This window comes from Rhodobacteraceae bacterium S2214 (assembly GCA_025141675.1).
Classification (GTDB): domain Bacteria; phylum Pseudomonadota; class Alphaproteobacteria; order Rhodobacterales; family Rhodobacteraceae; genus Yoonia.
The window spans coordinates 3,349,044-3,368,991 of record CP081161.1; the positions used below are offsets into that span (position 1 = coordinate 3,349,044).

Genomic DNA, 19,948 nt, shown 5'->3' on the forward strand with positions numbered 1-19,948 from the left:
CAGCGATCAAGCGGCTTTCGGAAGGATTACGGGACGCCCCATCGACCGCTGGAACCAGTGTTCGGACACGTCCGACGACACCGCCGCGCGGCGCAACACATGCACCCGATCAATCGGCCTGTATTGCCACAGCCCAACGCTGATCTGGTCGCGCCCTGTACCGCTTGATCCCAAGACTTCGGGACTAGACCCGATCATGCGGTAAATGCGGATCATACGCGCATCAAAGACACCAAGCAGGTGTGTTAGTTGAAACGCGCGCATCAATTCGCCACCGCCGAGCATAAGTGCCGCTGCGACACGGGATGGCACCCCTTCGCGCAAGCAATATCGTGTGCATTCCCAAATCAGCGGATCGTCGATCACACGATCCCCCAGCAGGTCGCTAAAGTGGTCGTTTACCATCGTCTGGCCAGACGATGGAATAAACCGCATAGACCCGCCATGCGTCCCGTCAGGCATCACCCAGATGACATAAAGGGTATCGTCACGGTCGTATTCGTCGATTTCCCAGCCACGGTCATCAACGGTAACTTCCCATCCAAGACGTCGCTTAAATTGGTCCGCACGATCGCGGTGCATTGACGCCTGTAATTTGGCGTCCAGACCGATGTCCCGTCCATAAATATATCGCAGCATCTGCCGCATCCTAACCTGTCTATAAAAAGATGGTTAAGATTGCGACGTGCGGGTCTAGGAAGGATTACGGTACCGTACGCTGGTCTTTAAGAAATCATTGACGGCATTAATGACCGGAGTGTGTATCACGCCCTGGCCAACCGCCCACGGAATCGCGCGCAGCACCGCCGACGATGATGTGTCCGTCTGCCAGCGCCTTGGCGACAGCATGGATCGTATTGGACGCCCCGAGCTTGAACCGCGCGCTTTCGATATAGGCCCGCAACGTGTGTTCCGAGATCGACAGCATGTCCGCAACCTGCGCACGGCCGTATCCCATCGCAAGGAACGTCAAGGCATCTACCTCGCGGGGGGAAAGAGGGCGGGTTGCTTCTGGCACGCGATTTTTCTCTAACTCCAACGCTTTTTGGTTCAAGAAATATGCGATCAAAACCAGATCGCGTTGATGTTCTGCGGTAAATGCTTCCCAGACGTCGTCCGAACACGTGTGGGACACGCTAAACACCGCAAACTGTCCATTTGGCCCGCGCAGCGGGATCGAATACCCTTGGTTCCCAATACCGTGGTCGATTGCATCTAATTGGAATTGCCGAGCCGCTTTGCTGCGCCAGTCAAGGCGCTTCCAATTGACCGGATGAGCGCCCTGAAAACAGCCTATGACGACCGGATCGATACGAAGATATTCCTTATCTACGTAGTGTTGAACCCATTTGGGCGGATACGTCCCGAACCCATATTGATCACCATCCGCGCTGACCCAGTGATAAACCACATGGTCGATTTTGTAGTGATCACGTAAACCTAATGTCAGCCCATGAATTTCTTCAAGAGCCGTAACCTTCTCAAGCTTGCGTAAGAATTCGTCTAGGTTCAGTTTCTTCACTTCGTGCCAAATGCGACACGCCCCTCTTGTCCGGGTCTATTTCAGCTTCTGCCACGACCGCGACCCGATCCAATTCTTCGGCTAGGTCGGGCAATTCGTTCTGCTGAGCAAAACTTTTCAAATCAACAATGACGTCAAGAATCCATTGGTGTCCCATGTTACAGCCTTTGCATTTAAGGTTAACAAATCGCTAACCCTCAATACTTACCATCTTCAGGGCCCCCGCATCACCGGCGGTTTCGGCACCCCCATAAATAGCGGGCCGACTATCAAACAAGTATTTGAAAACATTAAGGGCGCAACCAAAATGGATGCGCCCCCTTTCGATTAACACAACTTATAGTTGTTATTCGGGCGCAATGCAATCCTCAAAGGTGCGCAACCCCATTTTGGGAGATTGAACCAGCACGGCCATATTGCCGGGCTTGTGTTCGTTCTTGCGCATCTTCGTATGAGCGGCCGGAATTTCGTTCCACTCAAAGCATTCAGACATACATGGATCCAGTCGACGTTCGACCATCAGGTGGTTCGCGGCGGACGCCTGTTTGAGGTTTGCGAAGTGGCTCCCCTGCAGGCGCTTCTGGTGCATCCACATGTATCTAACATCAAACGTACAATTGTACCCAGAAGTTCCCGCACAAATGACAACCATGCCACCTTTTTTTACAACGAGGCTCGAAACTGGGAAAGTTGCTTCGCCCGGATGTTCAAAAACCATGTCCACATTCACGCCTTTTCCGGTGATATCCCAGATGGCTTTGCCGAACTTGCGCGCAGCTTTGAGCCATCCGTCATATTCGGGTGTGTTCACGGTAGGCAGTTGCCCCCAGCAATCGAAATCGTTCCGGTTGATCACACCTTTCGCCCCGAGCGACATCACAAAGTCACGTTTGCTTTCGTCGCTGATCACGCCGATTGCATTGGCCCCAGCCGTGTTGATCAACTGGATCGCATAGGACCCCAGACCGCCGGACGCTCCCCAAACCAGAACGTTCTGACCCGGTTTCAGATCATGTGGTTCGTGACCGAACAGCATCCGGTAGGCTGTCGCGAGCGTCAGTGTGTAGCACGCCGCTTCTTCCCACGTCAGGTGCTTGGGACGCGGCATCAGTTGCTGCGCTTGCACACATGTGAACTGTGCAAATGACCCGTCAGGGGTTTCATAGCCCCAAATCCGCTGAGACGGAGAATACATCGGGTCGCCACCGTTACAGTGTTCGTCGTCGCCGTCGTCTTGGTTGCAATGGATCACAACTTCATCGCCGACTTTCCAACGCTTCACCTTGTCACCTACGGCCCAAACGATGCCAGAGGCATCCGAACCGGCGATGTGGTATTCGGCTTTGTGTACGTCAAACGGGCTAAGGGGTACGCCCAAGCCAGCCCAAACACCGTTATAATTAACGCCAGCGGCCATCACCATAACCAACACTTCGTGGCTGTCGGGTTTCGGTGTTGCGACAGTTTCGATTTCAAACGCTTTGTCTGGTTCGCCGTGACGTTCACGACGGATTGTCCATGCCTGCATCTGCTCTGGGACATGGCCCAAAGGTGGCATTTCACCGACTTCGTAAAGGTCTTTTTTCGGGGCTGCGTAGGCGTCTGCGCCTGCTGTCAAATCAAGGGCCATGGTGCGCTCCATCTCGCTTTATTCCTGTGTCAATGCCGCGCCGCAGAATCGGGCGTCTGACCTAGCAATAAGATCGGTAGCGAAACAAAGCAACACCATGGCTGCATTTTTTGTAATTTAATTACTGCCGCATCGCAGAAACGTTAGGGAAACGAGACCAGCGATACGGTACAAACGTCGATATTGTTCTTCACAATGCTTGTTCCGTCTTGGAATTCGGCCCGCATATCGTAACCGCAGCTTGTCCGGCCATCTGCAAAATCAATGTTGCGCGACGTGCCCGCAGGGAACACTTCAGATCCCAGAATGTCTTCTTCCCAGCTGTTGGTCGTTGTCGGAGACCCGTAGAACCTCCAAATGGTCCGCCCTGTGTTGTTGCTAACCGTGACGACTTTGTTCGCGAGAATAACCGCCTGGCTGCCACCGCCGCCTGAAGAAACGTCTGCACACCCTGCAAGACCGCCCGCCACGATCCCAGCCGCAACCAAAGATTTAAAATGAAATGCCATTAATGAGCCCTTTCTAAGACGATAAAATGTATGCGTTATTAGGCACATTAACCCGGTTTCAGGCAAGACTGGATTCCAGTACCTGACGCGGTTCAGGACGGGAAATGGTGCTTAATTGAATTCGCGTAATAGCCAAGCACATCAGCGCCATCGCCCTTAACGCGAACTTCGTCAGCATCACGTTCCAGCAAGTTGCGCAACACAAACCGTCCGAGCGTTTCATCCACAATCGCCGCGACATTCCGTTTCGGCAACGGCATCCGCTTTTCTTTCAATCCGTCCAGCATCCTGCCAACGGACGTTTCGAGATCTGAAATTGACGTGGCACCTTCCACAACGATGGCCCGCGCGACAAGAGGTGCTGCCAGAACCGGCACCACGGCCCTGATCCGAGACATCAGTTCCTGCGCGACTTCGCTCGTCAAATCCGATTGAACATCGAATTTCGACAGTGTCAGCGGTGCGCCAAATGCAACCGACGCTGTCCCGAAACCTTTGAATTGCCCCGTCAGGCGCCGCCAGAAGTAGGCTGATACGCTGCTGACGACCGTCCATAGCGGTGGCCGAAAGCGGCGATTGCCCCCCTTGCCTGCCTTAATCAGGAACCGGTCTTCGAGGACTTGGTCGTAATTCAAAGCCACAGGAACGAAAATCACGTCCCGGTCCCCGTCTTCAAAACTTTCGACGATGTAGTTCAACAGGCCCAGCTTCGGATTACCGACCTCGCCCGTCAGGCTTAGCCCGCCTTCGGGGAACATTGCTTGAGTCACGCCACCATCGGTCGCCAGCTGGACGTATCTTGCAAGAACACGACGGTACAAAGCTGTGCGTGACCGCCGACGGATAAAGTACGCCCCCATCATGCGGATCACGCCGGACAACGGCCAAACCCGCGCCCATTCGCCAACGGCATAAGACAACGCAGAGGCCCTGCTGACGAGATAAGTCACCAGAACATAGTCCATATTACTGCGATGGTTCATGACAAAGATCACCGTCGCGTCTTTGTCCAAAGACTGTAGCGCATCGCGGTCAAACGACCCAAGGCGGACCCGATATAACATCCGCGATAGCCATTTGGCGATGCGCATGCCGAAGGTAAAATAGACCGTCGCAGAGAAAGACGGCACAATTTCGCGGGCGTAATGCCGTGCTTTTTCAAAGGCTACGTTTTCCGGTACGTTATTTTCGCGGGCGTGATCCACGATGGCTTGGGTAATTTCTGGATCGTACAGCAAACGCTGGATCATGTCGTAACGTCGCGCCAGTTTGAAAGGCTCAATCGGACGTTCAAGTCGCGTGTTTAACTGCGCGATCAGCTTTTCAGCCCTGCGCCGGAAGAACCAACGCACAGACGGAAACAGAAAATGCGACGCAAACGTCACTGCGGCGAAAAGCACGATCAGAATGAACGCCCAAAGGGGCAGCGTCACAGGTTGCGTCATTGCGGGACATTGCCACGGGCGGCGTCCTAGGTAAATCCCACCGGTTCCTCAAGAAAAACGGGGATGCCGCAACGCAGCGAATTGACAGCGCCACAAAATGTCTCATATTAACCCCACAGCGAAACAATATTACCTGATCTGATTCCGGAGTAGCCTTATGTCGCAGACGCAGAAAACGAGACCATGGTTGTTCCGGACCTATGCAGGGCATTCGACAGCGGCGGCGTCTAATGCGCTTTATCGTGGCAATCTGGCAAAGGGCCAAACCGGTCTTTCGGTCGCTTTCGATCTACCGACACAAACCGGCTATGACAGCGACCACATTCTGGCAAAGGGCGAAGTCGGTAAGGTTGGCGTTCCTGTTTCTCATCTCGGGGACATGCGCGCGTTGTTCGACAACATCCCGCTTGAACAGATGAATACGTCCATGACAATTAATGCGACCGCCCCTTGGTTGTTGTCGCTCTATATTGCGGTCGCCGAAGAACAGGGTGCGGATGTGTCTGCGCTGCAGGGCACCGTTCAGAATGATATCATCAAGGAATATCTGTCGCGCGGCACATATATTTGCCCGCCAGAACCATCCTTGCGGATGATTACCGATGTCGCGGCTTATACCCGTGAACATTTGCCGAAATGGAACCCAATGAATGTGTGTTCCTATCATTTGCAAGAAGCAGGGGCGACGCCGGAAGAAGAATTGGCTTTTGCATTGGCAACTGCAACCGCCGTTTTGGATGATTTGAAAGACAAAGTTCCCGCAGAGCATTTTCCAGCGATGGTCGGTCGCATTTCGTTTTTCGTGAACGCAGGCATTCGTTTTGTGACCGAGCTTTGCAAAATGCGCGCATTTGTCGAACTGTGGGACGAGATTTGTCAGGAACGTTACGGCGTCGAAGATCCGAAATTCCGCCGTTTCCGTTATGGCGTGCAGGTCAATTCACTCGGCCTGACCGAACAGCAGCCTGAAAATAACGTTTACCGCATTCTGATCGAAATGCTTGCGGTGACCCTATCCAAGAACGCCCGCGCCCGTGCAGTACAATTGCCCGCATGGAACGAAGCGCTTGGGCTACCCCGCCCATGGGATCAGCAATGGTCGCTGCGCATGCAACAGATTCTGGCGTATGAAACTGATTTGCTCGAATACGATGATCTGTTTGACGGCAATCCTGCAATTGATCGCAAAGTGAATGCGCTAAAAGACGGCGCACGTGCCGAACTGAAACAGATTGACGGTATGGGCGGCGCAGTAGGCGCAATTGGTTATATGAAATCCCGCCTCGTCGAATCCAATGCAACCCGTATTGGTGGAATTGAAACGGGTGATACAACCGTTGTGGGCGTCAATAAATGGCAGGCCGGTGAACCGTCACCGCTCACCGCTGGTGATGACGCAATTATGGTGTCCGATCCAAAAGCCGAAGCGGATCAACTTGCGCGTTTGGCCAAATGGAAATCAGATCGTGATGCAAATGCTGTTGATCAATCGCTTGCCGCTTTGCGCGCTGCTGCAATTGACGGCACGAATATCATGGGCCCTTCAATTGCCTGCGCAAAAGCCGGTGTCACAACGGGCGAATGGGCGGATGTCGTACGCGACGTATTCGGCCAATACCGTGCACCTACAGGCGTCAGCAGCAATCCGTCAAACCGGACCGAAGGGCTAGATGACATTCGCGAACAGGTCGATTTGGTCAGCGCGGCACTTGGTCGTCGGATGAAGTTTCTTGTTGGAAAACCTGGACTTGACGGCCATTCAAACGGCGCTGAACAAATCGCTACCCGTGCGCGCGATTGCGGCATGGATATCGCCTACGATGGTATTCGCCTGACACCCGAAGACATTGTGTCAGCCGCCCGATCTGAAGACGCACATGTTATTGGCCTGTCGATCCTATCTGGATCCCATTTGCCATTGATTGCCGAAGTCATGTCGCAATTAAAAGCTGCTGGCTTGGATCATATTCCAGTGATTGCGGGCGGAATTATTCCGGACGACGATGCGCTTAAATTGAAAGCAATTGGCGTCGCCAGAGTCTACACACCAAAGGATTTTGAATTAAACAAAATCATGTTTGATATCGTTGCTTTGGTCGACCCACGCAAAATTGCAGCGGAATAGACAACAGACGTATTTTTCGTGTATGGCGGAAAGACATGTGTAAACCCCACGGGAGTCGGGGCGATTTATGCATGAATTTCTAACGGAGCTACCGATGAAAATTAACCTAAAGGGTATGTCTCGTAAGGAGCTCGAAAAGCTCCAAAAAGACGTGGACAAAGCGCTTGCGCGTATTGGTGACAAAGAACTGAAAGCGGTTCGGGACGAAGCCGCAAAACTTGCGGCCAAGCACGGCTATACGCTTGCTGACATCACGGGTGATGCACCTGTGAAAAAAGCACGTAAAGCAGCGGGGCCAAAAACGAAGGCACCTGCAAAATACGCGAACCCGTCTGATAAATCTCAGACATGGACCGGCAAAGGGCGTCAGCCTGTTTGGTACAAAGAAGCCGTTTCATCAGGCACTGCGCCTGAAGCTATGGAAATTTAAGTCTCGACAATATTACGAGTATTTTTCTGATAGGGTGGCTTGCGAGCCACCCTTTTCTTTTGCGCTCTCTGCACCTTTTGCGATTAGATCACAGCATGGCTTGAGCTTGCGAACAAAAAAACGCATCTTCGCGCCACGGTTCATCGCGGGGTCGGGCGAAACACTATGCATCTTCGTCATACAGGCCCATGTTTGTGTAATTCATGTATGTAAGATTGATCTCGTTATGCGTTTTGCCAGATGGCCATTTCTTACGACAGTTTTCATTGCGTCGTCATGCGGCCCCGCCGCCCAAAAAGGCGCATCAGGTGGTTTCGAAACCCCTGCCCCAAATGGTCAATTCCCCGTCGCCTTAGTAGAAACACAGTCAACAGTTTTAGATGACACCGTTTCATTGATTGCCGGCCGCGAAGAAGGCGTAGGATTGCGCGCCTTTGCCGGCATTATCCCCGACCAGCCAGTTCAATCCGACCTAACTGGAAATGCGACGTTCACTGGTCCCTATGCCGTCGCGTTTATTGAAGATATTGCGATTACCGACAATTTTGTCCGTGGCCGCAATTCTCTTTTGCGCGGAACGATCACATTAGATGCTGACCTGTCGACCCTTAGTTTTAGTGGCACCGATCAGGTGCTAACTGTCGATGCGCAGATCAGGGATGACAACGTTTTGGACGGTCAGGTCACCGTGCTCGGCGTCGCTGGAACATTGCAGGGCGAGATTGGCGAAGATCGCGCATTCGGTGCATTTCACGGGGCGGATGAGACCCATTTGATGTCCGGCGGATTTGTCAGCTACCCCGCGCCTTAACGTCCGTGGCTGCGGTCATATCCGTTCTGTTCAGGTGAACTCCATTGCGATAGCGCTCCGTCAAGCGGCGCGATCACATCCATTTGCAACGGATAGCACGCTGCCGTGTCTGACGAATGTTCGGCGCTGCAATCGCCACCCGGACACGCGCTAAGCACGGCAAGCAGGTCAATTTCTGCGAATAGATCAAGGTGGTCACCAGGCCGCACCGGGCTGGCCTTCATAAAATATTGCCCCGTATCGCGCGTGAACCCCGTGCACATGAAGACGTTGAGAACATCGTGCACAAAGGGTTCCGCTTCACGCAGCGACACCCCAGTCGCATCCGCCAAGGCACGCGTCAGATTGGAATGGCAGCAGTGGTGATACTGCGTCCCGTTCAGCAGGTTACCGGTGTAAGGATCGCAACGCGTCCCGATGACATCGTGCACGGACCCACCGAAATCATCGATGCCGTACCAATCGAGCGTGTCATTGATCACGGTGGCCATTGGCCGCAACTGCGGAAAACTGGACCAAAGCCGGTCACCTGTGCTGACATGCGTGCCGTGCAAGGCACGCGTTTTTCCTGAATAGAACCGTTCATTCAGGTCATTGGCGTTGAAAAGATTCAGATCACCCACCTGCGGTCCGTCTACGCTCGTGATCCGCAACATGTGCCCTGCAGGAACGCGAATTGCAGCCGCGTCGCGCGGAGCTGCCTGAACAGTTGAAATAACTTGGGCCGCATCAAAAGCTACGGCGTATGTTTCAGTGGGTGCATTTGGCAAGGCATCGGTTGGGTAACAAATGACCGGGGCAATCGCACGGCGCGCAGCCGCATCAGATGGAGGAGAATGTGTCATGCGCTATATGAACGCCATGTTCAGGGCATTTGCAATTACCTGACAGCCCTTATTTCGATTTGCTAATGTGAGCCCGCAGGCATTTTACCCCAACTGATTTGGACCGCCCCGACAATCGGTTTTCCCAACTCGTCAACGTAGCATTTACCCGTGCGTGCGTCATCCTTCTCGTCACGAGCGTTAGAGGGCATTGCTCCGGTGGACCAAAGACCGATCATGCAGTAACCTCCGCCTTGGACCACACAGATAGGGCAGTTCAATGCCAATCAGCAAACCTGTCTTGTATTACGTTTACTCAATGTGTCTTGTAAAATTGAGAACTGGCCTTGTTGTGTAAAATTATGTTTCACGAGGGCAATCGATTTATCCAAGAAACGAATTGTCATGACAGTGCCTTGTCTCATTTGGATGACATCGACGCTTTGAATTTCAGATATTTTGATTGTCAAAGAGCCATGGCCAAAAAGGCCAAGCGGGATCGTCAAGGTGTCGGCCGACATGACGATATACCTTGTTTCACGCAAAGAAGATCGTAACATCACCCCAGAACACGCAAATAGCGTCAAAGAGAATATGAGCACGAACCAGTTGAATGTACGCGTCGTTGTTTCTGAAACGCCCTCGCTCACCGCTGAACCGTCATGCGTGAGCACAAGATGCAAGGCTGCCCAAGTGAGCACGCTCCCGATAATTAGGCACAAAATGGCCAGTGCTGTGCTTGGCTTGTAGCCCATTTTTAGCTCAGCTTGTGATTGATCAATTGAGGCAATGCTGCTGGTCAAGACTGAATCGAACCTTTGTTGATTTCGCGAAAACGGACTGCGATTGTCCGGCGGCTACTTCTAAGTTGGGCGCAAAAACTGAGATATGCAGCAGGCTTGTGATTTGGACTTGTTGCAGCATACGAACTTTTGATGCTTAGTGTATTCGATCTAAAGGGGACCATCGGGGTAATACGCTCTGGCGCGGCGCCTTTCGAGACTTTCGCCGCGCGCTGCGTGGGGCGGCTGCTATTGTCGGTTTACTTCGGCTATTATCGACAGGTTAGGACCAAGTGACGTTCAACATCTAGAAATGCAAAAGGCCCGCCAGACTGGAGGGCCTTTGCGAACCGTGTCAGTCAGCCTTAAACGACGCGTTCGACCATCATGCCTTTGATGCTCGCAATCGCTTTGGCTGGGTTTAGACCCTTCGGGCAGGTCTTTGCGCAGTTCATGATCGTGTGACAACGGTAGAGTTTGAACGGATCTTCCAATTCATCCAGACGCTCGCCAGTTGCTTCGTCACGGCTGTCGATGATCCAGCGGTAGGCATGCAACAGCGCTGCTGGCCCAAGATACCGATCGCCATTCCACCAGTAGGACGGGCAGGACGTTGAACAACATGCGCACATCACGCATTCATACAGACCATCCAGCTTTTCGCGGTCTTCAACAGACTGCTTCCATTCCTTCGCAGGACGGTTTGTCTTCGTTTCCAGCCACGGCATGATAGATGCGTGCTGTGCATAGAAGTGCGTCAGATCAGGGATCAGATCTTTGATCACGGGCATATGTGGCAGCGGGTAAATCTTCACGTCGCCTTCAACGTCATCCATGCCGTAGATGCAGGCCAGCGTGTTGATCCCGTCGATGTTCATCGCACAAGATCCGCAAATCCCTTCGCGGCAGGAACGGCGGAACGTCAGCGTCGGGTCAATCTCGTTCTTGATCTTGATCAGCGCGTCCAGAACCATAGGACCGCATGTGTCCATATCCACGAAATACGTGTCCAAAGACGGGTTTTTGCCGTCTTCTTCGTTCCAACGATAAATCTGCACTTTGCGCAGGTTCGTCGCACCTTCAGGTTTTGGCCAAGTCTTGCCAGTCACCATGCGGCTGTTCTTAGGGAGTGTCAGTTGTACCATGTCTTCTCTCCTTCTGGGGCAGGCCCAGTCTTTTATCTATTGCGCAGAACAGGTGGCCGGATCGGCAATTCACCCGTGCGCTGAAACACACATCTTTCGTAGACCGCAATTGGGTCCGCGCCATGCAGGAAATCCGAACTGACCCCAACGCTGGCGTTTGCAAAATTTCCGTTGTTGCTACTGGTGCCGAGGGTGAGCTGCCCAGTTGGAGCTTGCGCAGCACGCGCCCGTTCTTCGCATTGGTCAGCGACCAACGCCGGATCAGGTGGGGGTAGGTCACAGGCAGATAACCCGATGATCGGTATGATCAAAAATGCCCGCATCATTGTCCCGTACAATATCCCGCGCCGCCGAACAGAACAGACGCACCAGCGGGACAATCGCGCGTCACGACCCGGGCTGGAGCAACCGAAGCTACTTCAGATAATTGGGGAAGCGGGACGATGGCGACTTCGCCAACTGGTGCTTGGATCGGCAATGGCGCTTCCGCCGAGCTTACCTCACCTGACGCGGGCGTCATTGCCACTGCATTCTCAGCCGTGGCGCGTGCGCAAGCATTTACCCGCCGCGCGGCTTCGCGTGAAAGCCTTTCACTTGGCAAAATGGAAGCAATCCCTTTACCACTCGATGACGCGAGAATATCGACCGCTATTGGAAAGACCGCATCACCTTCAAGTTTCGCGCAAGCATGGATGGCGTCCTCTTGCACTGAAATTGGTGGTAAATCATCCAGACTTCCACAAGCTGCCAGCGCAAGGATACCCGCGCCTGTTAAAATGCAATGCGCAATCCCCATCAGTAAACCCGCGCCTTTGGTGCGATTTTCTTAAGGTCAATCCCGCCTTCGTCGTGATTTGTCAGCGGGTCAAGATGCACTGGACGTGTTGTCAGTGTGGTTTTTGCCCCATCGACAACCGCCAACGAATGAACGCGCCAGTTCTTGTCGTCACGATCAGGATAATCCTCGTGGGCATGCGCCCCGCGGCTTTCCTTACGTGCTTCAGCAGCCACAATCGTCGCCAATGCGTTTGGCATCAGGTTTGTCAGCTCAAGCGTTTCCATCAGGTCAGAGTTCCACACCAGCGACCGGTCGGTCACTTTGATGTCGTCCATCTTGCCTGCGATACCTTCCATCGCGGTCACACCTTCGGCCAGCGTTTTGTCTGTCCGGAACACAGCCGCGTCTTTTTGCATCGCTTTTTGCATTTCGAGGCGCAGTTCGGCGGTGGATGTTTCGCCTTTTGCGTGGCGCAGCCCATCGAAACGATCGAATGCGTAGTCCACGGACGCTTGGTTCAGCGTCGGGTTCGCAGAGTTCGGATCAACAACTTCACCAGCGCGGATCGCGGCAGCACGGCCAAAGACCACGAGGTCGATCAAAGAGTTAGACCCAAGACGGTTCGCACCATGCACAGACGCACAACCCGCTTCGCCCACAGCCATCAAGCCCGGCACGATTGCGTCGGGGTTGTCTTTGGTCGGGTTCAGCACCTCACCCATATAGTTCGTTGGAATACCGCCCATGTTATAGTGAACAGTCGGCAGAACAGGGATCGGTTCTTTGGTCAGATCAACACCGGCAAAGATACGTGCGCTTTCCGAAATACCCGGCAGACGCAGATCCAGCGTTTCTTTCGGCAGGTGGTTCAGGTGCAGGTGGATATGGTCACCATCTGCGCCAACACCGCGGCCTTCGCGAATTTCCATCGTCATACAGCGGGACACAACATCACGCGACGCGAGGTCTTTATAAGTCGGCGCGTAACGCTCCATGAAACGCTCGCCTTCGGAGTTGGTTAGATAACCACCCTCGCCGCGCGCGCCTTCGGTGATCAAACAGCCAGCGCCGTAAATCCCAGTCGGGTGGAACTGAACGAATTCCATATCCTGCAACGGCAGCCCCTGACGGGCCACCATGCCGCCACCGTCACCAGTACAGGTGTGGGCAGAGGTCGCAGAGAAATAAGCACGGCCGTAGCCGCCAGTCGCCAAAACAACAGTCTTCGCGTTGAAGACGTGCATCGTGCCGTCGTCAAGTTTCCACGCGATGACGCCTTGGCAGACGCCGTCTTCGGACATGATCAGGTCCATCGCGAAATATTCGATGTAGAACTCAGCCTGTTGCTTCAAAGACTGACCATACAACGTGTGCAGGATCGCGTGACCCGTCCGGTCAGCCGCCGCACAGGTCCGTTGTACAGGTGGGCCTTCACCGAATTCGGTTGTGTGGCCACCAAATGGACGCTGGTAAATCTCGCCCTTTTCAGTCCGCGAGAATGGCACACCGTAGTGCTCCAGCTCGTAAACAGCCTTCGGGGCTTCACGCGCGAGATATTCCATCGCGTCCGTATCACCCAGCCAGTCAGACCCTTTCACAGTGTCATACATATGCCACTGCCAGCTATCAGGGCCCATGTTGCCCAGCGATGCGGCAATACCGCCCTGTGCCGCAACAGTGTGCGACCGCGTTGGGAAGACTTTAGAAATACAGGCCGTTTTCAGACCCTGTTCAGCAAGACCCAATGTCGCGCGCAGACCAGCACCACCGGCACCAACCACAATCGCGTCATAGTAATGGGTTTCATATTCGTAAGCAGCCATCAAAAATCTCCGGCAGAATTAAAGGGCAAGGCGCAGGATGGCGATCACGCCAAGCGCTGCGGCACCATAAGACAGACAAATCATCGCGATGATCAGCGCCTTGCGGGCGATACCATGGACGTAGTCTTCGATCAGGGTTTGGACACCTTTGCGGAAGTGGAAAAAGCTAACTACAAACGTCAGCGCTGCAATCGCGGCAGGCACGGGACGGGCGTAGTAGGCCACGACTTCCTCGTAAGACGACCCCAAGGTCGCGCCAAAGGTGAAGATAAAGAGCGGGATCAGCACCACAAGCGCCACAGAGGACACCATCATTTTCCAGTGGTGGTCTGTGCCTGTTTTGGCAGAGCCCATGCCCACGACGCGTTTACGATCAGTTACAAATGCCATGTCAGTGATCCTTTACAATACGACGGCGCAGAAGATGGTCATCAGGACAGAGCCGATGATCATCAAGATGCCCATGGTTTCGGACTTTTCGACCTCAAGGCCGTACCCCATGTCCCAGATCAGGTGACGGATGCCGCCAAATGTGTGATACCAGATCGCCCATGTGGACAGGAACAAGACCAGATCGCCAAACCAGCTGGTGACGAAACCGTTCGCGGTCGCAAAGGCCTCTGGCCCTGCTGCGGCGGCAACGAACCACCATGTGATCATCAACGCCGCAACGATGACGGCGTTGCCGGTCAAGCGGACGAAGATAGAGGTCATAGAAGTCATTTGCGGACGATAAATCGTCAAATGCGGTGACAGAGGGCGATTACCCCGGTTCACATCGGCCATGGCTGTTCCCTTTTGTGGCTAGCGCAGGCGGACTGCGCACAGGCTTTGAGGTGTTCTAGCAAGAATCTTAGCGCGGAGTCACGCAGAGGTATCCAAAGAAACTGTGAATAATTGTCCCATGCGGTGACTTTTTTCAATCTTGTGATCACAGCGACAAAAAGTGTGATCACAAAATGGGACGGTGGGTGGGGCGTCGCTGAAAGCGCGCGTCACCAAACGTCACACCGGCATCAGCGCCCAATAATCCAGATCAAGCAGGACATCAGGCAGATACTTACCATCCTCCCCCTTCAATTCTCCCGCTGCTCCCTTCGTCGCAACAAGCCGCAACCGGATCGCGCCCACGCCCGGTGCAGATGTTTCGGCAGTATCAAGCACTTCGGACCAAGCCCGCACAGTGTCGCCTGCAAAACAAGGGTTCGCATGTGCACCACCATTCAGCGCCACAATCATCTGCGCATTCGCCAGCCCGTTAAACGACAGCGCACGCGCCAACGAAATTACATGACCACCGTACATCAACCGTTGTCCATCAGGGCGGAATGTCGCGTCAAAATGGACCTTCGCGGTGTTCTGCCACAACCGCGTCGCCATCATGTGTTCGGCTTCTTCAATCGTGACGCCATCCACGTGGTCAATAATTTCGCCGACTTCATAGTCGCTTAGCTTATGTGGCTCGCCCGCCAAGGCATAGTTATACCCCGTAAAATCAAGGCCCTTGGGGATGATCAAATCCGCAGGATCAACAACTTTGGCAAGCTCCGGGATGACCGCCTCGGGCGCGTCACCTGCGCCCCGTTTGCGCACCATGACCCAACGCACATAGGACAGCAGCAGTTCGTTATGCTGATTCCACCCTTCGGTGCGCACCCAAACAACGCCGGATTTCCCGTTAGAGTTCTGCTTGATCCCGATGACCTCTGACGTTGCTGTAACAGTATCGCCGGGCCACAAGGATGTGTGCCAGCGGCCTTCGGCATAGCCCAAGTTCGCGACCGCATTCAGGGACACGTCAGGGACTGTTTTCCCAAAAACCGTATGAAACGTGATCAGATCATCAAGCGGGCTGAACGGCAGCCCGCAGTCCTGCGCGAACTTATCAGACGAATGCAGCGCATGCCGCGCAGGGTAAAGCGCGTGGTACAGCGCCCTTTCACCCATCTTGATGGTGCGTGGCACTGCGTGTGTGATCACATCACCAACGGCATAATCTTCGAAAAAGCGGCCTGCGTTCGTCTTGGGTGCCATTATTGCTGACCTAACTTCATATCTGGGCTGTAAGGCGTATCGACATCTTTGGTCACCGCCTGTCCGCAGCGCATGACACCATTGGCATGGTCGTAGGCATAGGTCGGGTCACCATACAGTTCCCATCCCTTGGATAGGGCCAGTGATACTTTGTGACAGAATTCGGAACTGTCGTCCTCGGTGAGCAGGCGGTAGATTTTCATGTCTTATCCAAACGGGTTGTAGCCAAGTAGAATATGGATGGTCGCAACAACCAAGAAGACGACCACTGTGGCGATAACGGCGGTGATTTCTTTCTTGATCGGGACTTCGTGATACGGTCCGCGCGGTCCTTCTGCACGGTTGATCACAAGCATTTCGGCAATTGCCCAAGCGGCCATGCCACCAAATAACAGGAACGACGGGCTATCGCCGTTCACGAGGATATGCGCCACAGACCAGACCAGCACGGCGGTCAATTGCGGATGCCTGATCGCTTTGGTGACGCGGGTTTTCGCGCCAGACGCTGCGAACAGGTAAAAGGCGAAAAGCATAAGCAGGTTATTGATGCCGGTCATTGCCGGACTGCGGCCCCAGTAGAAGGTGCCATCGGCAACCTTATACCCGATCACCATCAATACGATGCCCGCGACAGATCCCAAGGCGACAATGCCTTTGCCCTTATCGCCAAATTTGGCCCGCTCTTTCGGGGCGATGCGTTTCCAGAAGTGAACACCTGACCAAAGGATCAGGCCGGCAAGTATATAGATCATGAATTTTCCAACGTGGCGATTGCTGCGGCTTTCGCCAGCGTCGCCCGTGCGGTCACAACATGCAAGTTCTCGACGATCTTTCCGTCGACAACGGCGACGCCCTGCCCTTCGGCCTCTGCAGTCTCGAACGCGGCAATCTGGCGTTCGGCCAATGCAATTTCGTCCTGCGATGGCCCAAATGCCGCGTTACAGATCGCGACCTGCGCCGGATGAATCAGCGTTTTCCCGTCGAAACCCATGTCGCGCCCTTCGGCGCATTCGATCGCCAAGCCGTCGTCGTCTTTGAACGCGTTATAGACCCCATCTAGCGCAGTGATTCGATTTGCACGCGCCGCGAGCAGACAATGCTGCAGCGCCGTCATCATGGCCGGACGGGTGCGCGCATTCAGGTCCTTCGCAAGATCGTTTGTCCCCATAACAAAGCCCGCAAGGCGCGGATGTGCCGCAATGCTTTGTGCGTTCAGGATACCCAGCGGTGTTTCCATCATCGCCCAAATTGGCAGGTCCGGAATAAGCGCAGCCAGCGCATCTAGATCAGCGGGGCTATCGACCTTAGGCAACAGCACAGCATCGCAATCCATGTTTGCGACAGCGGCTGCATCGTCAGCCCCCCACTGCGTATCTAGCCCATTGATCCGAACAATCTTTTGACGCGGCCCGTACCCGCCCGCAGCCAAGGCGTTGGTTAGTGTTTCGCGCGCGTCGACCTTCGCATCAGGCGCCACCGCGTCTTCGAGATCGAAGAGAATGATATCAACAGGCAGGCCCCGCGCCTTGTCCAAGGCGCGATCCTTTGATCCGGGAATATAGAGGGCGGAACGGGCTGGGCGGGTTTCCATCGAATCTTCCTTCGCAATAATGTTGCGCAAACATGACCGCAAACCACACAATCATTCAACCCGAAATGCGCCGCAGCGCAGCAAAAACTGTTGCGCAATGCACCGTCACGGAGAATTAACCCTTTCCGGTCATAGTTATCTCAATACTTCATCATTGCCGGACGCAGGGTTTGCGTCCCTCTCCCAGCAAACAAGGTGAATACTATGAAACGTCATTTCTACCTGCTCTCATTTGGCATCGGCGCCATGATTTTAGCCACGGCGCAAGCCCATTCAGCACCCGCATGTGCGGACCACGCAGCCGTCGTATCACGGCTAGAAACCCTCTACGGCGAAGGTCGCCAAGCTATGGGGCTTGGGGCGAACAACACGGTCGTTGAGGTCTACGCATCTGCTGAAACTGGCAGTTGGACAATCACCGTGACCCAACCCGGTGGTCCGACGTGCCTTGTTGCAGCAGGTGAATCGTTTCAGCTTGAAACACCCGAACTGATTATCGACGGGAACGACGCTTAAATCCGCGTGAAGCCATCCCAGATCAACTTGATCGAAAGAAACAACAACGCCCAGATGATGATCCGGAAGAACAACTTTTCGGGCATCACCTTGACCAGTCTGAAACCGACAAACACCCCAATAATGGCAGGGATCATAAGACCGAATGCCATCTTTAGGTTATCGAGCGATAGCTGACCCAACGCATAATAAGGGATCAGTTTCACAATATTGATGTAGGCAAACGCCACGGTCACCGTGCCCGCGTATGTAATTTTATCCATCCCCAATGGCAGCGCGTAGACCTGATAAGGCGTTGATCCTGAATGGCTGACGAAACTGGTAAAACCCGTAATCGTCCCCCAAAACAAACCTGGCTTCCATCGTGGTTCCACCGGTTCTGATAAGATCGGTTTGCGCAGAATCATGTTCAACGCAAACGACGCGCCGATGAGCCCGATCAGGATTGTGACTACGCCTTCCGACACATAAGCGGATGTCGCCCAGCCGATCAAAACGCCGATTGGCATCGCAACCATCATTATTTTTAGAACACGTGAATGAAACATCCGGCGGTAGGCATAAAGCCCGCCCATATCAGCCGCGATAAAGACCGGAAGCAACAAACCCGCAGCTAGAATCGGCGACATAACAAGGGACATAAGCGGCACTGCCATGGCCGTAATGACCGGCACTCCGCCTTTTCCCAGCCCGACGCAAAAAGCGGCAAAAGTGGCCATGAACCAAAATGTTAACCCATCCATGTGACACCTGCTTTGGATTGCTGCACCGCCGCACACTTGCACCGCGCCGCGCAAAAGACTAGGCATCTCGCCAAATTCACACCTCAGAGGATACCTCTCATGGCTAGACCTAAAATTGCCCTTATCGGCGCTGGACAAATCGGCGGCACGCTTGCGCACCTCGCTGCGGTAAAAGAATTGGGCGACGTCGTCCTGTTCGACATCGCCGAAGGCGCACCACAAGGTAAAGCGCTCGACATTTCCGAATCTGGCCCTGCGGGCAAGTTCGACGGGTCTTTCAAAGGGTCCAATGACTACGCTGACATCGCGGGCGCAGACGTCTGCATCGTAACAGCCGGTGTTGCACGTAAGCCGGGCATGTCCCGTGACGACCTGCTGGGCATCAACCTGAAGGTTATGAAATCCGTTGGCGAAGGCATCGCAGCCCACGCGCCGAACGCTTTCGTTATCTGCATCACAAACCCGCTTGATGCGATGGTTTGGGCGCTGCGCGAATTTTCCGGCCTGCCACACAACATGGTTTGCGGCATGGCTGGCGTGCTTGATTCCGCACGCTTCCGTCACTTCCTTGCCGAAGAATTCAACGTATCCATGCGCGACGTAACTGCGTTCGTTCTGGGCGGCCACGGCGACACAATGGTTCCGCTGACACGTTATTCCACAGTTGCCGGTATTCCGTTGCCTGATCTGGTGGACATGGGTTGGACGACACAAGACAAACTGGACGCGATCGTTCAGCGGACACGTGACGGCGGTGCTGAAATCGTTGGCCTGTTGAAGACAGGTTCCGCGTTCTACGCGCCTGCGACTTCCGGCATCGAAATGGCCGAAGCATACCTGAAAGACCAAAAGCGTCTGTTGCCATGTGCAGCAAACGTTGACGGCGCTTACGGCCTGAACGGCATGTACGTTGGTGTGCCAACAGTGATCGGCGCTGGCGGCATCGAACGCGTCGTTGAGATCAAGATGAACAAAGAAGAGCAGGCGATGTTCGACAAATCTGTCGACGCCGTCAAAGGCTTGGTCGCTGCATGTAAAGGCATCGACGATTCGCTTGCTTAAGGGCTCGCACTAAAGAATTGATAAGGCGCCCCATCGCGGGCGCCTTTTTTTATGATCATTGCCAAAGCGAATCGCTTCACCGCATTCATACTTTGATTTGTGATCACACCCAAAAAGACTGTGATCACAAATGTCGCTTTTTTAGCGCTATCATTGTTTTGGCAGTTTTTTATTAAAC

Annotated in this window: 23 protein-coding genes; 5 read left to right on the forward strand and 18 right to left on the reverse strand. The window is 54.0% G+C overall.

The features are described from left to right. Positions 1-6: 6 nt before the first annotated feature. The 5 genes from K3729_16565 to K3729_16585 all read right to left on the reverse strand — a co-directional run bounded on the left by K3729_16565 (position 7) and on the right by K3729_16585 (position 5,106). Positions 7-639 (reverse strand): autoinducer synthase, encoded by a 633-nt coding sequence (locus K3729_16565; GenBank protein ID UWQ99000.1) that lies wholly within the window; start codon positions 637-639, stop codon positions 7-9. Between the two features lie 106 nt (positions 640-745). Beyond that, entirely contained in the window at positions 746-1,522 is a 777-nt protein-coding gene (locus tag K3729_16570; GenBank protein UWQ99001.1) for a LuxR family transcriptional regulator, read from the reverse strand. A 346-nt stretch (positions 1,523-1,868) separates the two neighbouring features. Further along, entirely contained in the window at positions 1,869-3,152 is a 1,284-nt protein-coding gene (ccrA, locus tag K3729_16575; GenBank protein ID UWQ99002.1) for a crotonyl-CoA carboxylase/reductase, read from the reverse strand. Positions 3,153-3,295: 143 nt separating this feature from the next. Next, positions 3,296-3,661, reverse strand: a complete 366-nt coding sequence (locus K3729_16580) for a hypothetical protein (GenBank protein ID UWQ99003.1) — start codon at positions 3,659-3,661, stop codon at positions 3,296-3,298. A gap of 92 nt (positions 3,662-3,753) precedes the next feature. After that, on the reverse strand, positions 3,754-5,106 hold the full coding sequence (locus tag K3729_16585) for a 1-acyl-sn-glycerol-3-phosphate acyltransferase (protein ID UWQ99004.1): 1,353 nt from the start codon (positions 5,104-5,106) through the stop codon (positions 3,754-3,756). Positions 5,107-5,263: 157 nt separating this feature from the next. On the opposite strand from K3729_16585, the gene K3729_16590 reads away from it, so the two are divergent. The 3 genes from K3729_16590 to K3729_16600 all read left to right on the forward strand — a co-directional run bounded on the left by K3729_16590 (position 5,264) and on the right by K3729_16600 (position 8,472). Further along, positions 5,264-7,231: a protein meaA gene (locus K3729_16590; protein UWQ99005.1), complete on the forward strand. Its 1,968-nt coding sequence runs from the start codon at positions 5,264-5,266 to the stop codon at positions 7,229-7,231. A 94-nt stretch (positions 7,232-7,325) separates the two neighbouring features. Continuing rightward, the gene (locus K3729_16595) at positions 7,326-7,661 is read left to right on the forward strand and encodes an H-NS histone family protein (protein ID UWQ99006.1); all 336 of its coding nucleotides are present in this window, start codon (positions 7,326-7,328) and stop codon (positions 7,659-7,661) included. Positions 7,662-8,055: 394 nt separating this feature from the next. Beyond that, positions 8,056-8,472 carry a hypothetical protein gene (locus K3729_16600; protein UWQ99007.1) on the forward strand — a complete coding sequence of 139 codons (417 nt, stop codon included), beginning with the start codon at positions 8,056-8,058 and terminating at the stop codon, positions 8,470-8,472. Here K3729_16600 and K3729_16605 read toward each other — a convergent pair. From K3729_16605 to K3729_16660, 12 genes are all read right to left on the reverse strand, one after another. Next, complete coding sequence (locus K3729_16605) at positions 8,469-9,317, reverse strand: DUF1989 domain-containing protein (protein UWQ99008.1); 849 nt, start codon at positions 9,315-9,317, stop codon at positions 8,469-8,471. The two genes, K3729_16600 and K3729_16605, sit on opposite strands and share 4 nt — an antisense overlap. Before the next feature lie 266 nt (positions 9,318-9,583). After that, positions 9,584-10,099: a hypothetical protein gene (locus K3729_16610; protein ID UWQ99009.1), complete on the reverse strand. Its 516-nt coding sequence runs from the start codon at positions 10,097-10,099 to the stop codon at positions 9,584-9,586. Between the two features lie 344 nt (positions 10,100-10,443). Then, on the reverse strand, positions 10,444-11,223 hold the full coding sequence (locus K3729_16615; GenBank protein UWQ99010.1) for a succinate dehydrogenase iron-sulfur subunit: 780 nt from the start codon (positions 11,221-11,223) through the stop codon (positions 10,444-10,446). A gap of 32 nt (positions 11,224-11,255) precedes the next feature. Then, a complete protein-coding gene (locus K3729_16620; GenBank protein UWQ99011.1) occupies positions 11,256-11,549 on the reverse strand; it encodes a hypothetical protein in 294 nt (97 codons plus the stop codon). Then, a complete protein-coding gene (locus K3729_16625; GenBank protein ID UWQ99012.1) occupies positions 11,546-12,019 on the reverse strand; it encodes a hypothetical protein in 474 nt (157 codons plus the stop codon). The genes K3729_16620 and K3729_16625 overlap by 4 nt, the downstream gene beginning before the upstream one ends. Continuing rightward, the gene (sdhA, locus tag K3729_16630; GenBank protein UWQ99013.1) at positions 12,019-13,824 is read right to left on the reverse strand and encodes a succinate dehydrogenase flavoprotein subunit; all 1,806 of its coding nucleotides are present in this window, start codon (positions 13,822-13,824) and stop codon (positions 12,019-12,021) included. Before sdhA ends, K3729_16625 begins: the two co-directional genes overlap by 1 nt. 18 nt (positions 13,825-13,842) lie before the next feature. Next, positions 13,843-14,214, reverse strand: a complete 372-nt coding sequence (gene sdhD / locus K3729_16635; GenBank protein ID UWQ99014.1) for a succinate dehydrogenase, hydrophobic membrane anchor protein — start codon at positions 14,212-14,214, stop codon at positions 13,843-13,845. Positions 14,215-14,226: 12 nt separating this feature from the next. Then, positions 14,227-14,610: a succinate dehydrogenase, cytochrome b556 subunit gene (gene sdhC, locus K3729_16640; GenBank protein UWQ99015.1), complete on the reverse strand. Its 384-nt coding sequence runs from the start codon at positions 14,608-14,610 to the stop codon at positions 14,227-14,229. Positions 14,611-14,829: 219 nt separating this feature from the next. Further along, positions 14,830-15,858 carry a MaoC family dehydratase gene (locus K3729_16645; GenBank protein ID UWQ99016.1) on the reverse strand — a complete coding sequence of 343 codons (1,029 nt, stop codon included), beginning with the start codon at positions 15,856-15,858 and terminating at the stop codon, positions 14,830-14,832. Continuing rightward, the gene (locus K3729_16650; protein ID UWQ99017.1) at positions 15,858-16,061 is read right to left on the reverse strand and encodes a DUF1737 domain-containing protein; all 204 of its coding nucleotides are present in this window, start codon (positions 16,059-16,061) and stop codon (positions 15,858-15,860) included. The genes K3729_16645 and K3729_16650 overlap by 1 nt, the downstream gene beginning before the upstream one ends. Positions 16,062-16,064: 3 nt before the next feature. Further along, positions 16,065-16,610, reverse strand: a complete 546-nt coding sequence (locus K3729_16655; protein UWQ99018.1) for an NnrU family protein — start codon at positions 16,608-16,610, stop codon at positions 16,065-16,067. After that, positions 16,607-17,449, reverse strand: coding sequence for a CoA ester lyase (locus K3729_16660; GenBank protein ID UWQ99019.1), 843 nt, complete (start codon positions 17,447-17,449; stop codon positions 16,607-16,609). The genes K3729_16655 and K3729_16660 overlap by 4 nt, the downstream gene beginning before the upstream one ends. A gap of 204 nt (positions 17,450-17,653) precedes the next feature. Between K3729_16660 and K3729_16665 the strand changes: the two genes are divergently transcribed. Next, positions 17,654-17,965 carry a hypothetical protein gene (locus K3729_16665; GenBank protein ID UWQ99020.1) on the forward strand — a complete coding sequence of 104 codons (312 nt, stop codon included), beginning with the start codon at positions 17,654-17,656 and terminating at the stop codon, positions 17,963-17,965. Here K3729_16665 and K3729_16670 read toward each other — a convergent pair. Further along, positions 17,962-18,708, reverse strand: coding sequence for a sulfite exporter TauE/SafE family protein (locus K3729_16670; protein ID UWQ99021.1), 747 nt, complete (start codon positions 18,706-18,708; stop codon positions 17,962-17,964). The two genes, K3729_16665 and K3729_16670, sit on opposite strands and share 4 nt — an antisense overlap. Before the next feature lie 99 nt (positions 18,709-18,807). Here K3729_16670 and mdh point away from each other — a divergent pair, with 99 nt between their 5' ends. After that, entirely contained in the window at positions 18,808-19,770 is a 963-nt protein-coding gene (gene mdh, locus K3729_16675) for a malate dehydrogenase (protein ID UWQ99022.1), read from the forward strand. Positions 19,771-19,948 lie beyond the last annotated feature (178 nt).

Excerpts from the sequence above, each read along its gene's own strand:
- K3729_16565 (UWQ99000.1), bottom strand. The coding sequence starts at position 639 with ATGCTGCGATATATTTATGGACGGGACATCGGTCTGGACGCCAAATTA.
- ccrA (UWQ99002.1), bottom strand. The coding sequence starts at position 3,152 with ATGGCCCTTGATTTGACAGCAGGCGCAGACGCCTACGCAGCCCCGAAA.
- K3729_16580 (UWQ99003.1), bottom strand. The coding sequence starts at position 3,661 with ATGGCATTTCATTTTAAATCTTTGGTTGCGGCTGGGATCGTGGCGGGC.
- K3729_16585 (UWQ99004.1), bottom strand. The coding sequence starts at position 5,106 with ATGACGCAACCTGTGACGCTGCCCCTTTGGGCGTTCATTCTGATCGTG.
- K3729_16590 (UWQ99005.1), top strand. The coding sequence starts at position 5,264 with ATGTCGCAGACGCAGAAAACGAGACCATGGTTGTTCCGGACCTATGCA.
- K3729_16595 (UWQ99006.1), top strand. The coding sequence starts at position 7,326 with ATGAAAATTAACCTAAAGGGTATGTCTCGTAAGGAGCTCGAAAAGCTC.
- K3729_16605 (UWQ99008.1), bottom strand. The coding sequence starts at position 9,317 with ATGACACATTCTCCTCCATCTGATGCGGCTGCGCGCCGTGCGATTGCC.
- K3729_16615 (UWQ99010.1), bottom strand. The coding sequence starts at position 11,223 with ATGGTACAACTGACACTCCCTAAGAACAGCCGCATGGTGACTGGCAAG.
- K3729_16620 (UWQ99011.1), bottom strand. The coding sequence starts at position 11,549 with ATGATGCGGGCATTTTTGATCATACCGATCATCGGGTTATCTGCCTGT.
- K3729_16625 (UWQ99012.1), bottom strand. The coding sequence starts at position 12,019 with ATGGGGATTGCGCATTGCATTTTAACAGGCGCGGGTATCCTTGCGCTG.
- sdhA (UWQ99013.1), bottom strand. The coding sequence starts at position 13,824 with ATGGCTGCTTACGAATATGAAACCCATTACTATGACGCGATTGTGGTT.
- sdhD (UWQ99014.1), bottom strand. The coding sequence starts at position 14,214 with ATGGCATTTGTAACTGATCGTAAACGCGTCGTGGGCATGGGCTCTGCC.
- sdhC (UWQ99015.1), bottom strand. The coding sequence starts at position 14,610 with ATGGCCGATGTGAACCGGGGTAATCGCCCTCTGTCACCGCATTTGACG.
- K3729_16645 (UWQ99016.1), bottom strand. The coding sequence starts at position 15,858 with ATGGCACCCAAGACGAACGCAGGCCGCTTTTTCGAAGATTATGCCGTT.
- K3729_16650 (UWQ99017.1), bottom strand. The coding sequence starts at position 16,061 with ATGAAAATCTACCGCCTGCTCACCGAGGACGACAGTTCCGAATTCTGT.
- K3729_16655 (UWQ99018.1), bottom strand. The coding sequence starts at position 16,610 with ATGATCTATATACTTGCCGGCCTGATCCTTTGGTCAGGTGTTCACTTC.
- K3729_16660 (UWQ99019.1), bottom strand. The coding sequence starts at position 17,449 with ATGGAAACCCGCCCAGCCCGTTCCGCCCTCTATATTCCCGGATCAAAG.
- K3729_16665 (UWQ99020.1), top strand. The coding sequence starts at position 17,654 with ATGAAACGTCATTTCTACCTGCTCTCATTTGGCATCGGCGCCATGATT.
- K3729_16670 (UWQ99021.1), bottom strand. The coding sequence starts at position 18,708 with ATGGATGGGTTAACATTTTGGTTCATGGCCACTTTTGCCGCTTTTTGC.
- mdh (UWQ99022.1), top strand. The coding sequence starts at position 18,808 with ATGGCTAGACCTAAAATTGCCCTTATCGGCGCTGGACAAATCGGCGGC.